This is a genomic window from Streptomyces poriferorum (assembly GCF_019399235.1).
GTDB classification, from domain to species: Bacteria; Actinomycetota; Actinomycetes; order Streptomycetales; family Streptomycetaceae; genus Streptomyces; species Streptomyces poriferorum.
This window is the reverse complement of record NZ_JAELVH010000332.1, coordinates 1-13,465: the sequence shown is the minus strand read 5'-3', so window position 1 is coordinate 13,465 and position 13,465 is coordinate 1. Positions and strand designations below refer to the sequence as shown.

General features: G+C 72.3%; 12 protein-coding genes and 1 pseudogene. 9 read left to right on the top strand and 4 right to left on the bottom strand.

Annotation, left to right across the window (positions count from 1 at the left end; translation table 11 throughout):
- Positions 1–877: proton-conducting transporter transmembrane domain-containing protein (locus JGS39_RS34825; RefSeq protein ID WP_264302873.1), on the bottom strand; the 877-nt coding region annotated here is incomplete at its 3' end.
- Between the two features lie 381 nt (positions 878–1,258).
- On the opposite strand from JGS39_RS34825, the gene JGS39_RS34820 reads away from it, so the two are divergent.
- From JGS39_RS34820 to JGS39_RS34800, 5 genes are read left to right on the top strand one after another with little or no spacing between them, the layout of a single operon-like run.
- The gene (locus JGS39_RS34820; RefSeq protein ID WP_219573748.1) at positions 1,259–4,135 is read left to right on the top strand and encodes a sensor histidine kinase; all 2,877 of its coding nucleotides are present in this window, start codon (positions 1,259–1,261) and stop codon (positions 4,133–4,135) included.
- Positions 4,132–4,569 carry a roadblock/LC7 domain-containing protein gene (locus JGS39_RS34815; protein ID WP_219573747.1) on the top strand — a complete coding sequence of 146 codons (438 nt, stop codon included), beginning with the start codon at positions 4,132–4,134 and terminating at the stop codon, positions 4,567–4,569. Before JGS39_RS34820 ends, JGS39_RS34815 begins: the two co-directional genes overlap by 4 nt.
- Positions 4,566–4,973 (top strand): DUF742 domain-containing protein, encoded by a 408-nt coding sequence (locus JGS39_RS34810; RefSeq protein ID WP_371602620.1) that lies wholly within the window; start codon positions 4,566–4,568, stop codon positions 4,971–4,973. The genes JGS39_RS34815 and JGS39_RS34810 overlap by 4 nt, the downstream gene beginning before the upstream one ends.
- 6 nt (positions 4,974–4,979) lie before the next feature.
- Complete coding sequence (locus tag JGS39_RS34805; RefSeq protein ID WP_148021413.1) at positions 4,980–5,549, top strand: GTP-binding protein; 570 nt, start codon at positions 4,980–4,982, stop codon at positions 5,547–5,549.
- 47 nt (positions 5,550–5,596) lie between these two features.
- Positions 5,597–6,730, top strand: coding sequence for an FAD-dependent monooxygenase (locus tag JGS39_RS34800; RefSeq protein WP_219573746.1), 1,134 nt, complete (start codon positions 5,597–5,599; stop codon positions 6,728–6,730).
- Positions 6,731–6,795: 65 nt separating this feature from the next.
- Here the strand turns inward: JGS39_RS34800 and JGS39_RS34795 are convergent, their stop codons facing one another.
- Together JGS39_RS34795 and JGS39_RS34790 are read right to left on the bottom strand one after the other, a co-directional pair.
- Positions 6,796–7,197 (bottom strand): RidA family protein, encoded by a 402-nt coding sequence (locus JGS39_RS34795; protein ID WP_219573745.1) that lies wholly within the window; start codon positions 7,195–7,197, stop codon positions 6,796–6,798.
- Entirely contained in the window at positions 7,194–8,321 is a 1,128-nt protein-coding gene (locus JGS39_RS34790; RefSeq protein ID WP_219573744.1) for an acyl-CoA dehydrogenase family protein, read from the bottom strand. The genes JGS39_RS34795 and JGS39_RS34790 overlap by 4 nt, the downstream gene beginning before the upstream one ends.
- Positions 8,322–8,443: 122 nt before the next feature.
- Between JGS39_RS34790 and JGS39_RS34785 the strand changes: the two genes are divergently transcribed.
- The 4 genes from JGS39_RS34785 to JGS39_RS34770 are packed head-to-tail and all read left to right on the top strand — an operon-like array spanning position 8,444 to position 12,203.
- Positions 8,444–10,081: an AMP-binding protein gene (locus JGS39_RS34785; RefSeq protein ID WP_219573743.1), complete on the top strand. Its 1,638-nt coding sequence runs from the start codon at positions 8,444–8,446 to the stop codon at positions 10,079–10,081.
- 4 nt (positions 10,082–10,085) lie between these two features.
- Positions 10,086–10,901, top strand: coding sequence for a PaaX family transcriptional regulator (locus tag JGS39_RS34780; RefSeq protein WP_219573742.1), 816 nt, complete (start codon positions 10,086–10,088; stop codon positions 10,899–10,901).
- Between the two features lie 41 nt (positions 10,902–10,942).
- Positions 10,943–11,779 (top strand): GNAT family N-acetyltransferase, encoded by an 837-nt coding sequence (locus tag JGS39_RS34775; RefSeq protein ID WP_219573741.1) that lies wholly within the window; start codon positions 10,943–10,945, stop codon positions 11,777–11,779.
- On the top strand, positions 11,772–12,203 hold the full coding sequence (locus JGS39_RS34770) for a hypothetical protein (RefSeq protein WP_219573740.1): 432 nt from the start codon (positions 11,772–11,774) through the stop codon (positions 12,201–12,203). Before JGS39_RS34775 ends, JGS39_RS34770 begins: the two co-directional genes overlap by 8 nt.
- Here the strand turns inward: JGS39_RS34770 and JGS39_RS34765 are convergent.
- Positions 12,190–13,370, bottom strand: a pseudogene (locus JGS39_RS34765) (oxidoreductase); the annotation flags it as partial. The gene JGS39_RS34770 and the pseudogene JGS39_RS34765 sit on opposite strands and share 14 nt — an antisense overlap.
- Positions 13,371–13,465 lie beyond the last annotated feature (95 nt).

Sequence of the window (13,465 nt, the reverse complement as noted above, 5' to 3'; positions counted from 1 at the left end):
TGCCGACGCCCGCGAGCAGGGTGAGGAAGCCGAGTTGACTGACGGTGCCGTAGGCGAGGACGAGCTTCAGGTCGTTGAGCCGCAGGGCCCGCCAGCCGCCCAGCAGCATCGTCGCGGCGCCGAGGACCATCACGACGGGCCGCCACACGGGGACGTCGGCGAAGCCGGGGGCGAGCCTGGCGACGAGGTAGACGCCGGCCTTGACCATGGCCGCGGCGTGCAGGTACGCGCTGACGGGGGTGGGCGCCGCCATGGCGTTCGGGAGCCAGAGGCTGAACGGCCAGATCGCCGATTTCGACAGGACCCCGCACAGGATCAGCACGATAGCCACGGAGACGGCGAGGCTCGTCCGGGGCAGGATGGCGAGCCCGCCGAGGGTGGTGACGGTGAGCGCCTGGAGGGCGGAGCGGCGGCTGTGCCGTTGCTCGCTGTCGAATCCGATCAGCAGGTAGGAGAAGACCGTCGTCAGCTCCCAGAAGACGTAGAGCGTGATCAGGTCGTCGCTGAGGACGAGGGCGAGCATGGCCCCGGCGAAGGCGAGCAGGTTCCCGGCGAATCCGGCCAGTTGCGGAGTGTCGTCGCTGAAGTACGAGGCGCAGTAGAGCAGGACGAGTGTGCCGACGCCCGCCGCGAGCAGCACCATGAGTTCGGCGAGGGCGTCCAGGCGCAGGGCGACGGAGACGTCGTAGGCGGGGATCCAGTTCCACGACCAGGTGACCGAGCCACCGGAGACCGCCGTGTCCCACTGGGCGAACGCCCAGCAGGTGGTGGCGGCCGGGGGCAGCGCGAGAACCACGAAGGCGCGTGCGCCCAGCCACCGCACCAGCGGGCGCGCGCACGCGGCGAGGACGAAGTGGCAGATGACGAGCGCGGTCATACGACCGGCACGGCGGGCGGGGTCACAGAACAGACAAAGAGCACTAAGTACAGATATATCCCCGGCCGCGCTTCACCCGTACGGCGCGCCGCACGGACGGTGATGGACCGTCATCCCTCACCGCGGCGCCTCTCCGGATCGACGCCTCCGCTTCGTGGGACCGCCGCCGTAACGTCACTTTCCGGACAGCTCCGCGCGTTGATGGTGTTTCTGTGGGTGATCGGTGATGCACATGTGAGCCCGCTTCCTTTCCTTTTTTGCAGTGTGACTAATATCTATCTGTCGAAGTTTCCAACGGATTTGACCAGTCGCGAGGCTGGCATCATCGTCAAGGAGCATGCCCTGCGCACGCGCGCGTCAAGGCGGAGCGACTCGACCACAATGTCGCTGCGGACGGCCCTGCTCGTACTGGCCATCGTCCCCGGTGTCGCACTGGCCGCCCTCTGGGCCGTCACCAGTGGTCAGACTCTGCTCGACTTCCAAAGGCAAGCGGCCCAGGGGCTGTTGGCCCAGAAGGCCGGCCAGCCGTCCAACATCGTGTACTACAACCTGCAGGAGGAGCGACGGCTGAGCGCCGAAGCTCTGGCCCGCCACGGAGGTGCCACCGATGCGCTGCGCAAGCAGCGCAAGCTGACCGACGAAGCGATCACCAGCTTCCAGTCCCTCTCGGACATCGCCACCGACGACGCCCCCGGCGAGGTCCGGGACGCGGTCGTCAAGGCCCGCACCGCGATCACCCAACTCCCGGCCCAGCGCTCCCTCGTCGACGAGGGGGACAACGACCAGCAGAAGGCCGTGTACGGCTACTACACGGAACTGATCGCGGTCGACATGAAGCTCTTCACCGCGCTCAGCCATGTGGACAACGGTGAGATCACCACGCTCTCGCAGCCGCTCGTCGACCTGTTCTGGGCCAAGGAGATGGTCTCGCGCTCGGACGCCCTGCTGGCCCGCGGCTGGTCCAGGGGCAAGCTGAGCACGGGCGACCTCCAGCAGGTCCGCGAGGCCGTTTCCGGCCAGTCCTTCCAGTACGCCAACAAGGTCGCCCCTTACCTGCCGGCAGACGAGCGGGCCATGTGGGACGAGATCTCCGGCAGTTCGGCCTGGAAGACCAAGACCAGGGTGGAGAACCAGGTCCTGCGGCCCGCCGATCCCGACAGCGCCGGCTTCGTCAAGCTCGGCGCCGACGAGAAGACCTGGCGCGGCGCGATGGACGAGCTCACGCCCCAGCTGATGAAGCTGATGGAGCACCGCACCGACCTGGTCGTCGCGAACGGCAAGGACAGTGTCCTCTCCCTGCTGATCAGGGTCGCCATCACCACGGTCGTCGGCCTCCTCGCCGTCGTCGCCGTCATCTGGATCACCTGGCGCCTCACCCGCAACCTGCGCCGCCGGATCGGCCGGCTCCAGGAGCGGGCCGAGGAGCTGGAGAAGACCCTGCCCGACGTCGTCGAGCGGCTCGGCAAGGGCGAACGCATCGATGTCGAGGCCGAGGCCCGCGCCATCGGTCACGACCGCAAGGAAGGCAGCAAGGCCGACGAGCTGACCCAGCTCGGCGCCGCTCTCGACCTGGCCCGCACCAGTGCCCTCCAGGCGGCCGTCAAACAGGCCGACCAGCACCGCGGCTTCGAACGGCTGCTGCAGCGCATCGCGCGCCGCACCCAGCAGTTGATCGGCCAGCAGCTGAAGAAGCTGGACGAGCTGGAGCGCAAGCACGAGGACCCCGAGGTGCTGGACGGCCTCTTCGACCTCGACCACCTCACCGCCCGCCTCCGGCGCTACGAGGAGAACCTCGTGATCCTCGCCGGCGGCTCCCCGCACCGGCGCTGGCGCAAGCCCGTACCGCTGCTCGACGTCATGCGCTCCGCCCAGGGCGAGGTGCAGGACTACCAGCGCGTGGTGCTGGATCTGGACGGCGCTCCCTGGCTCGCGGAGCGGGCCGTCGGCCCGGTCTCCCATGTGCTGGCGGAGCTGATCGAGAACGCCCTCACCTTCTCCAAGCCGCCCAGCCCCGTCGAGGTCAGGGCGGCCCGGGTCAGCCGGGGCCTGGCCATCGAGGTCGAGGACCGCGGGCTCGGCATGGAGGAGGACCAGCTCGCCGATGCCAACGAGCTGATGAGCAGGCCGCCCCGGATGGACGTGCTGGCGCACGCCGACGACATCCGGCTCGGTCTGTACGTGATCGCGCGCCTCGCCGACCAGCACGGCCTGCGGGTGGAGTTCCGCCAGTCGGCCTTCGGCGGCACCCGGGTCGTCCTCCTCGTGCCCGAGGCGCTCACCGTCCCCGGTCCGCACTCCGGTCCGGTGGCCGTCCCCTCCCCCGAGGACACGGGCGCCGCACCTGCCCCGGAACCCGCACCGACCCGCGACGCCGACGCACTGCCCAGCCGCGGCCGCGGCCAGGCGCTCGCCGGGGTCACCGCTCTGCACGCCTCGGGCGCACCGTTCGAGACCACCGGTGCGCCCTACACGGTGGCGGACGAGCCCTTCCCCGACCGGGAGGAGCAGCCGCAGCCGGCCCCCGCCGACCACCCGTTCGGCGATCCGGTGACCCCGTACACCCCGTACGCCGACAGCACGCCGGGGAGTACACCGGGGAGTACGTACGGCCAAGCCGTACCCGTGTCCCCGTACGGGGGTACGGACGCGAGCCCGTACGGCAGCCCGGGTGACAGCACGTACGGCACGTCCCACCAGGACACGTACGCCCATGCCGAGCAGCCGTACATGAAGGCCGAGGGCCAGTACCCGGTACCGCACCAGCCCTACCAGACGCCCGAGGAGCCGTACATGACTCCGCAGCAGCCGTACCCGGGACCGTACGCGGCGGGCGTCCCCGACCGGACCGGCTTCCCGGTGCCCGGACCCCGGCAGCCGGAACCGGCCGCCGGACACCCGGGACGGTTCCCGGTGGCCGAACCCGACCATCCGGCTCCCCCGGCAGCGGGTACGACCGGCCGGGAGAGCGGGCCGGGGCGGCCCGCGCTGCCGGCAGCACCCGCCGCGGAACCCCCGTTGCCGCGCCGGGTACGCCAGGCCAGCCTCGTGGACGAACTGCGGATCACGCCGGCCTCCGGGTCCGCCGCGCCCTCGTCCCCTGGCCGGCAGGCGAATCCGCAGTCCCGACCGGCCCCGCGCCGCGCCGGGGCTGCCATCGGAGCCTTCCAGCGCCGGTCCCGCGCCGCCCGCGCGACCGACGAGCCGCCGACGCAGCCCGACCCCCCTGCGCCCCTCCCCACGAGAGAAGAACGGTCATGACACGCACTACCGCCACTCACCAGGACCTCGACTGGCTGCTCGACGGTCTGGTGGACTCGGTGGCCGAGACCCTGAACGCCGTGCTGCTGTCCGACGACGGTCTGGTGGTGAGCCACTCGCGCACCGTCGAGCGGTCCGACGCCGAGCGGCTGGCGGCCATCTGCACCGGCCAGCAGAGCCTGGCCCGCGGTGTGGGACAGCTCTTCAACGGCGGCGACGTACACCAGGTGATCGTCGAGCTGTCGGATCTGTGGCTCTTCATCATCTCCGCGGCCCAGGGCACGCACCTGGCCGTCGTCGCCTCCCAGGAGGTGGACGCCGAGATCATGTCGCTGGCCATGCACAACCTCGTCCAGCAGGTCGGCCAGAAGCTCAGCACCCCGGTGCGGGGCGACTTCAACGCCTTCGGCGGCGGGGACGGGCCGCGCGCGTGACACCGCACTGGGAGGACGAGGAGACGGAGGAGGACGGCGCGGGCACGATGGTGCGCCCGTACACCATCACCCGCGGACGGACCGCTCCCGAGCGGGACGACTTCACCCTCATCACCGTGCTGACGACCGCGCAGGACCCGCGGGACGGGCACGGCGCGGCGGTCCATCCGGGCAGGCTCCAGCCGGAGCACCGGATGATCCTGGAGCGCTGCCGGCGTCCCGCCGCGGTCGCCGAGGTCTCCGCCGACCTCAACCTCCCGGTATCGGTGACCAAGATCCTGCTGGCGGACCTGGTCGCCCAGGGCCTGCTGCTCGCCCGTGCGCCCCTTTCGGTGGCCCGGGCGTCCGGCGGTGCCGACATGGGAATGCTGGCCGCCCTTCGCGACGGACTCGGGAGACTCTGAGCCAAGATGACCATCAGTCAGGCGGCCCCCGCCGCCGTGAAAATCCTCGTCGCCGGTGGCTTCGGCGTCGGCAAGACCACCCTCGTGGGCGCGGTCAGCGAGGTCGCGCCCCTGCGCACCGAGGAGTTCCTGACCAAGGCCAGCATCGGCGTCGACGACCTGGCCGGTGTCGGACAGAAGGACACGACCACCGTGGCCCTGGACTTCGGCCGGATCACGGTCAGTCCGGAGCTCGTCGTCTACCTGTTCGGCACCCCGGGCCAGGAACGCTTCTGGTTCATGTGGAACGACCTGGTCAACGGCGCCCTCGGCGGCGTCGTGATCGCCGACACGCGCCGGCTGGAGACCAGCTTCGCCTCGATCGACTTCTTCGAGAGCCGGGACATCCCGTTCGTCGTGGCGATCAACTGCTTCCACGGTCACAACAGCCGCACCCCGGACGAGATCAGAGCGGCTCTCGACCTCGATCCGCATGTCCCGCTGCTGGTCGGCGACGTACGCGAGCGGTCGTTCGGCCGTGACGTGCTGCTGGCCCTCGTGGACCACCTGATGAGCCTGCCCGTCGCGGCCGGCTGATCACCTCCCCCGACACTTCGCACTTTTCCCCACTGGAGAGAACCGATATGGCAACACCCCTGCGCGTCCTGATCCACGGTGGCGGCATCGGCGGGCTGACGCTCGCCACCGCCCTGGCCCGGCGCGGCCACACCGTCGAGGTCGCCGAACTCCGCGACGAGCTGGAGGCCCTGGGCGTCGGCATCATCCAGCCGTCCAACGCCCTGCACGTCATGCGGGAGATAGGGGTCCTCGACGACTGCCTCAAGGCGGGCTTCGAGTGGGAGATCCTGACCATCGCCGACCCGGCCGGCAACACACTGGCCGAGATCCCGCAGCCCCGGATGGGCGACGCCCCGTCCAACAACGGCATCCCGCGCCCCGCGCTCTCCCAGATCCTCGGTGCCGCGGCCACGGCCGCCGGGGCGACGATCCGCTTCGGCGCGACCATCGCCGAGCTCGCCGACGACGGCGAGGGCGTGGACGTCACACTGTCCGACGGTTCGGCCGCGCGCTGGGACCTGGTCGTCGGCTTCGACGGCATCGGCTCGCCGCTGCGGACCCGGCTGTACGGCGACCGCTACGTCCCCCAGTACACCGGCTTCGCCAACTGGCGGGTCACCGTGCCCCGTCAGGAGCAGGTCAAGGGCGTCGTCATGGGCAGCGCGGGCCAGGCCGCCAAGGCGCTGCTCACCCCGATCACGGACGAGCTGATGTACCTGGGTGCGGTGTTCGCCGAGCCCGAGGACTTCCGGCCCGACGCGGAGAAGGCGCACGAGCAGCTCAAGGAGCGGCTGCCGATGTTCTCCGGCCCGGTCGCCGAGGCGCTCGCCGCCGTCACCGGACCGGAAGCCGTGGTGTACTCGCGGATCTCCCAGGTGACCGTCGAGGAGCCGTGGCACGTCGGCCGGGTGGTGCTGGCCGGCGACGCCGCGCACGCGAGCACCCCGCATCTCGCGCAGGGTGCGGCGATGGCCGTGGAGGACGCGCTGGTGCTCGCCGAGTCGCTGGACGCCGAGGCGGACGTCGCGGCCGCGCTCGACGCCTGGGAAGCCCGTAGGCGCCCCCGCGCGATGTGGGTGCAGGCTCTGTCGCACGCCGTGCTCAAGCAGGAGACGGGCAGGGAGACGACGCCCGAGGAGGACGAGCTGCTGAAGGTCGGCATCCCGGGTGCGGCGCACGTTCTGGTGCAGCCGTACTGAGGCACCGTCTGTCCCGAACGCCCTGTGGGGCCCGGATTCCCGGGCCCCACAGGGCGTTCGTGCGGTCAGGGCAGGACCGCCACCCCGTCGATCTCGACCAGGGCCTGTTCGTCCCAGAGCCGCACCGCCCCGATGACCGCCATCGCCGGGTAGTCGCGGCCCGCGAGCCGTCGCCAGATCCGGCCCAGCTCGACGGCGTTCGCCCGGTAGTCGGCGACATCGGTGGCGTAGACCGTGACCCGTGCCAGGTCGGCGGGAGCGCCCCCGGCCGCACGCAGGGCGCCGAGCAGGTTGGTGAGCGCGGTGGTGAACTGCTCGGGCAGGGTGGATCCGACGATGTCGCCCCGCTGGTCGAGGGCGGTCTGCCCGGCGAGGAAGACCAGTTGGCTCCCGGTGGCGGTGACCGCGTGCGAGAAGCCGGCGGGCGGGGAGAGTTCGGCGGGGTTGATCCGGTGGATCGGGCTCATGCGGACGGCTCCCGGTTCGCGTACAGCTCCTTGGCGATGATGGTGCGCTGTACCTCGCTGGCGCCCTCGTAGATGCGGGGGGCGCGGACCTCGCGGTAGAGGTGTTCGAGCAGGTGGCCGCGGCGCAGGGCGCGGGCGCCGTGCAGCTGGACGGCGGTGTCCACGACGTACTGCGCGGTCTCGGTGGCGTACAGCTTCGCCATGGCGGCCCGCCGCGGGACGCCCGGCTCCCCCGCGTCGTACGCGGCGGCGGCCGCGTACACGAGCAGCCGGGCGGCCTCGGTGCGGGTGGCCATCTCCGCGACCTGGTGGGAGACCGCCTGCAGATCGCTCAGCGGTCCGCCGAACGCGGTGCGGGTGGCGGTGTGTTCCACGGTGGCGTCGAGCGCGGCCCGGGCCATGCCGATGGCGAAGGCGCCGACGCTGGGCCGGAAGAGGTTGAGGGTGTTCATGGCGACCCGGAAGCCCCGGTCCGGTTCGCCGAGCACATCGTCCGGGGTGACCGGGACTCCGTCGAAGCGCAGGGCGCCGATCGGGTGCGGGGAGAGCATGTCCAGCGGGGTGCCGGTCAGGCCGGGACGGTCGGCGGGGACCAGGAACGCGGTGACGCCCCGCGCTCCGGCGCCCCGCGTCGTCCGGGCGAAGACGGTGTAGAAGTCCGCCTCCGGGGCGTTGGAGATCCAGCACTTCTCGCCGGTCAGCCGCCAGCCGTCGGGCGCGTGTACGGCGTCCAGGGCCAGGGCCGCCGCGTCGGAACCGGCCCCCGGCTCGCTGAGCGCGAAGGCGGCGACGGCCCGGCCCGCGCGGACCTCGGGGAGCCAGCGCTCGCGGTGGGCCGGGGTGCCCGCCTGCACGACCGGGTACGTCCCGAGACCCTGGAGCGCCAGGGCGGTCTCGGCCTCCGTGCAGCCGCGGGCGAGCGATTCGCGCAGCAGACACAGGTCGAGGGCGCCGGAGCCGAGCAGCCGGTCCAGCAGCCCGAGTTCGCCGAGCGCCGCCAACAGCGGGCGGTTGACGTGCCCCGGCTCACCCTTCTCAGCAAGCGGACGAAGCCGCTCATCGGCCAGGGTGCGCAGCTCCTCGCACCAGGCGGTCTGTGCCGGATCGAGTGAGAATGCCGTCATACCGGCGCCTCTCCTGTCGAAAGTCCCGTTGCCGTCCCTTCCGGGACCGGGACTTTATCGCGGACCGTTGACTACCGTCACCCAAACGATACGCTCCAAGGGCGACAAGGGGGCGATCCTTCATGGAACCGAATACCTCAGCGCACATCGACAGCTTCGCCAGGGAACATCTGCCACCCGCCGACCAGTGGCCGGAACTGGTCTTCGACCTGCCCGAGCTGCACTACCCGGACCGGCTCAACTGCGCCGCCGAGCTCCTGGACCGCACGGCCGAGCGCTTCGGGCCCGGACGGCCCGCCTTCCGTACGCCCGACGGCGCGGTGCTGAGCTACGGGGAGCTGCGGGACCTGGTCGCCCGGATCGCCCATGTCCTCACCTCGGACCTGGGGGTCGTACCCGGCAACCGCGTGCTGCTGCGCGGCCCCACCACGCCGCACCTCGCCGCCTGCTGGCTGGCGGTGCTGAAGGCCGGCGCGGTCGCCGTCACCGTACTGGCCCAGCAGCGGGCGGCCGAACTCGCCACGATCTGCTCCATCGCCCGCGTCAGTCATGCGCTGTGCGACGTCCGGTCCGCCGACGACCTGGTGAAGGCCGACGTGCCGGGGCTGCGGATCACGGCGTACGGCGGTGACGCGCCCGACGACCTGCTGCGGCTGGCCGCCGCCCGGCCGGGCCCGTACCCGGCCGTGGACACCGCGGCGGACGACGTGGCGCTGATCGCGTTCACCTCGGGGACCACCGGGCGCCCCAAGGGCTGCATGCATCTGCACCGCGATGTGCTGGCCATCGCGGACACCTTCTCCCGGCACGTCCTGCGGCCGGTGCCCGACGACGTCTTCGCCGGCAGTCCACCGCTCGGTTTCACCTTCGGGCTCGGCGGTCTGGTCGTCTTCCCGCTGCGGGCCGGCGCGTCCGCGCTGCTGCTGGAACAGGCGGGCCCCAAGCAACTGCTGCCCGCCCTGGCCGCACACCGGGTCTCGGTGCTGTTCACCGCCCCGACCGCCTACCGGGTGATGCTCGACCAGCTCGACGGGCACGACCTCTCCGCGCTCCGCCGCTGTGTGTCCGCGGGCGAGAACCTGCCCGTCGCGACCTGGCACTCCTGGTACGAGCGCACCGGCCTGAAGATCATCAACGGCATCGGCGCCACCGAGCTGCTGCACATCTTCGTCTCCGCCGCCGACGACGCCATCCGCCCCGGCACCACCGGCGTCCCGGTCCCCGGCTGGCAGGCCCGGGTGGTGGACGCCGACGGCGAACCGGTGCCGGACGGCGAACCGGGGCTGCTCGCGGTGCGCGGTCCGGTCGGCTGCCGCTACCTCGCCGACGAGCGGCAGCGGGAGTACGTACAGCACGGCTGGAACCTCACCGGCGACACCTATGTGCGTGACGCGGACGGCTACTTCCGCTACGTGGCCCGCGCCGACGACATGATCATCTCCTCCGGCTACAACATCGCGGGCCCCGAGGTCGAGGACGCCCTGCTGCGCCACCCCGAAGTGGCGGAGGCCGCGGTGGTCGGCCGTGCGGACGAGCTGCGCGGCCGGATCGTCGCGGCGTACGTGGTGCGCCGGGAGGGCTCGGACCTGACGGCCGACGCGCTGCGCGCCTTCATGCGCTCCGAGCTGGCCCCGCACAAATGCCCGCGCCTCATCACGTTCCTGCCTGCACTCCCCCGGACAGCGACCGGCAAACTGCAGCGGTTCCGGCTTCGCGCGGACGAACCCGGTGCGGACTCCGGTACACCGGGCCGAGAATGATCACATGGTCGAACCGCACACTCCCCGCTCGCTGATCGTCACCCTCTACGGTGCGTACGGCCGCACCCCGGGCGACGCCCCGATACCGGTGGCGGAACTCGTCCGGCTGCTCGGCGCGGTCGGTGTCGAGGCCCCCGCCGTGCGGTCCTCCGTCTCCCGGCTGAAGCGGCGGGGCCTGCTCGTCGCGGCCCGGACGCCGGGCGGGGCCGCGGGGTACGCGCTCTCGGCCGACGCGCGCCAACTGCTCGACGACGGGGACCGGCGGATCTACCGGCATCCGGACCCGCGCATCGAGGACGGCTGGGTGCTCGCCGTGTTCTCCGTACCGGAGGCCGAACGCCACAAGCGGCACCTGCTGCGCTCACGGCTGTCCGGGCTCGGCTTCGGCACGGCCGCGCCCGGAGTGTGGATCGCGCCGGCCGCGCTGTACGAGGAGACGCGGCACACCCTGGAGCGCCTGGAACTCACCCCGTACGTGGAGCTCTTCCGCGGCGACCACCTGGGGTTCGCGGCCACCGGGGAGTCGGTGGCGCGCTGGTGGGACCTGGACGCCGTGGCCCGGCTGCACAAGGGCTTCCTGGAGCGGCACGAGCCGGTGCTGCGGTCCTGGGAGGCGCGCCCGGACGCGGCGCCCGCTCCGGAGACGGCGTACCGCGACTACCTGATGGCACTGGACTCCTGGCGGCAGGTGCCGTACGCGGATCCGGGGCTGCCGAAGGAGCTGCTTCCGCCGACGTGGCCGGGCGGGAGGTCGGCGGAGGTGTTCGGGCTGCTGCACGAACGGCTGCGGGATGCCGGGGCGGAGTTCGTCCGCGGATAACCGCGTGCCCCGGCCGCGGGCGCCCGGCAGAATGCCGATGCATGACCTGGACCTTCACGGACGACGTCGACCTCTTCCTCGCCGCGGCCGGCCGCTCGCTGAACGCCCGGCCTGCCGAGAGCACGGTGATGCTGACCGTCACCGCGGCCCTGCGCCGCCACGGGCCGCGCGCCTACGGCGACCACGATCCGGTACTGGGCTGGTGGCGCGGCGCCGACGGCGAGGTGGCGGGCACCCTGCTCCATACGCCGCCCTACCCCGCGACGCTGAACGCGGTCGCCCCGGAGGCGGTCGCCCCGCTGATGGCCGCCCGCCGGCTGACCCTTGTGAACGCGGACCGGGCCACCGCCCGGGCGGTGGCGGCGCATTGGGCGGGGCACCGCGTCGACGAGGAGCAGCGTCTGTACCGGCTGGGCGAGCTGACCCCGCCCTCGCCCGCTCCCGGTGGCCGGGCGAGGGCCGCGACTTCGGCCGACCGTGACCTGCTGCTGCGCTGGTACGCCGCGTTCTCCGCCGAGAGCGGCGGTCCGGGCGGATCCGGCGCACGCCACGGGCGGGCGGTCGACGAGCGTACGGCGGAGGGCCGGCTGACGCTCTGGGAGGACGACGGTGTCCCCGTGTCGATGGCGGGAATCTCGCTGCGGATCGCGGGCACCGCACGCGTCGCGCCCGTCTACACACCGCCGGAGCACCGCGGCCGGGGCTACGCGGCGGCCGTGACCGCCGAGGTGAGCCGCGCGGCGCGGGCGGCGGGCGCGGACGAGGTGCTGCTCTTCACCGACCTGGCGAATCCGACGAGCAACGGCGTGTACACCCGCATCGGCTACCGGGCCGTCTCGGACCGGCTGGTGATCAGCGCGCAGGAGAGCGATGGATGACGTACCCGAACCCCGGTGGCTGGTCGCGGCGAACGTCGTGCGGTGGCGGCGGTACGGGGATCTGGGGCAGGAGTTCCGGCCCGGCACGAAGGCGTTCCGGGGCGGGGCGAAGGTCTACGTCGTGGAGACCTGTCCGGGCATGGGCAACGAGCAACTGACAGCGGTGGGCCACGGCCGGCACACCGGGCGGTGGATCACCATCGACACCGGGACCCGGCATCTGCACACCTTCCGGCCCCGGTTGGTGTACTCCCCGGCCGTTCTCAAGCGGTGCGCCGCCACGCCCGCGCGGACGCGTGAGGAGGCGGCCGAACTGGCGGAACGACTGGACCGGACCGCCCGTCTGGGGCGCCACACCCATCACGCCGCCCCGCACCCCGATCCCTGCCTCTGCCACGCGTGCCTGCCGCTCAGTCCAGGGTGAGCCGCGGTTTCGGTGCGTCCGTGCGGCCCGTCGGCGGGGGGCGGCTGCCCGCGCGGTACGGAAGCGGCCAGGGGGCGCCCGGTCCGGTGTAGCCCTGGTCGGCTGCCGCGTGGAGCGTCCAGTGCGGGTCGTACAGATGCGGGCGGGCCAGCGCGCAGAGGTCGGCGCGGCCGGCGAGCAGGAGCGAGTTGACGTCGTCCCAGGAGGAGATGGCGCCGACCGCGATGACGGGCACGCACAGGGTGTTGCGGATCCGGTCGGCGTACGGGGTCTGGTACGAGCGCCCGTACTCGGGCCGTTCGGAGGGGACGACCTGCCCGGTGGAGACGTCGATGGCGCGCCGTGCGCGACGAAGGCGCGGGCGATCTCGACGGCGTCCTCGCCCGTCGTCCCGCCCTCGGCCCAGTCGGTCGCGGAGATCCGGACGGTCATCGGCCGGTCCTCGGGCCACCGTTCACGGACCGCGTCGAAGACCTCCAGCGGGAAGCGGAGCCGGTTGGCGAGGGTGCCGCCGTACGCGTCGGTGCGGTGGTTGGTGAGCGGGGAGAGGAAGCTGGAGAGCAGATAGCCGTGGGCGCAGTGCAGTTCGAGGAGGTCGAACCCGCAGGCGTCGGCGCGCCCGGCGGCGGACGCGAACTGCTCCCGGACGGCGTCCAGACCGGCGCGGTCCAGGGCGTGCGGTGTCTGGTTGACGCCCGGCGCGTACGGGAGCGGGGAGGCGGCGGCGAGGGGCCAGTTGCCGTGGTCGAGCGGCTGGTCGATGCCCTCCCACATGAGCTTGGTGGAACCCTTGCGGCCGGAGTGACCGAGCTGGATCCCGATCGCGGTGCCGGGCGACCCGGTATGCACGAAGCCGGCGATCCTGGTCCAGGCGGCGGCCTGCTCGTCGGTGTAGAGGCCGGTGCAGCCCGGGGTGATGCGGCCCTCGGGGCTCACGCACACCATCTCCGTCATGACCAGCCCGGCGCCTCCCAGCGCCCGCGCACCGAGGTGGACGAGGTGGAAGTCGGCGGGGACGCCGTCCGTGGCCGAGTACATGTCCATGGGCGAGACGACGACGCGGTTGCGCAGCTCCAGGGCCCTCAGCCGCAGCGGGGTGAACATCGGTGGTGTGCCGGGTGCGCAGCCGAACTCGTCCTCGACTGCCGCGGTGAACGAGGCGTCGCGCTGCGCTGGTTCGAGGAGCTGGGTACGTACGTCGACCAGCCGCCCCGCCAGTTCGCCTTCAACCTCCTCACCCGCAGCCGCCGCGTCACCCACGA

What these genes read in the sequence shown, in the direction of transcription:
- JGS39_RS34820 (WP_219573748.1), top strand. Translation starts at nt 1,259, where the DNA reads ATGTCGCTGCGGACGGCCCTGCTCGTACTGGCCATCGTCCCCGGTGTC.
- JGS39_RS34815 (WP_219573747.1), top strand. Translation starts at nt 4,132, where the DNA reads ATGACACGCACTACCGCCACTCACCAGGACCTCGACTGGCTGCTCGAC.
- JGS39_RS34805 (WP_148021413.1), top strand. Translation starts at nt 4,980, where the DNA reads ATGACCATCAGTCAGGCGGCCCCCGCCGCCGTGAAAATCCTCGTCGCC.
- JGS39_RS34800 (WP_219573746.1), top strand. Translation starts at nt 5,597, where the DNA reads ATGGCAACACCCCTGCGCGTCCTGATCCACGGTGGCGGCATCGGCGGG.
- JGS39_RS34795 (WP_219573745.1), bottom strand. Translation starts at nt 7,197, where the DNA reads ATGAGCCCGATCCACCGGATCAACCCCGCCGAACTCTCCCCGCCCGCC.
- JGS39_RS34790 (WP_219573744.1), bottom strand. Translation starts at nt 8,321, where the DNA reads ATGACGGCATTCTCACTCGATCCGGCACAGACCGCCTGGTGCGAGGAG.
- JGS39_RS34785 (WP_219573743.1), top strand. Translation starts at nt 8,444, where the DNA reads ATGGAACCGAATACCTCAGCGCACATCGACAGCTTCGCCAGGGAACAT.
- JGS39_RS34780 (WP_219573742.1), top strand. Translation starts at nt 10,086, where the DNA reads ATGGTCGAACCGCACACTCCCCGCTCGCTGATCGTCACCCTCTACGGT.
- JGS39_RS34775 (WP_219573741.1), top strand. Translation starts at nt 10,943, where the DNA reads ATGACCTGGACCTTCACGGACGACGTCGACCTCTTCCTCGCCGCGGCC.
- JGS39_RS34770 (WP_219573740.1), top strand. Translation starts at nt 11,772, where the DNA reads ATGGATGACGTACCCGAACCCCGGTGGCTGGTCGCGGCGAACGTCGTG.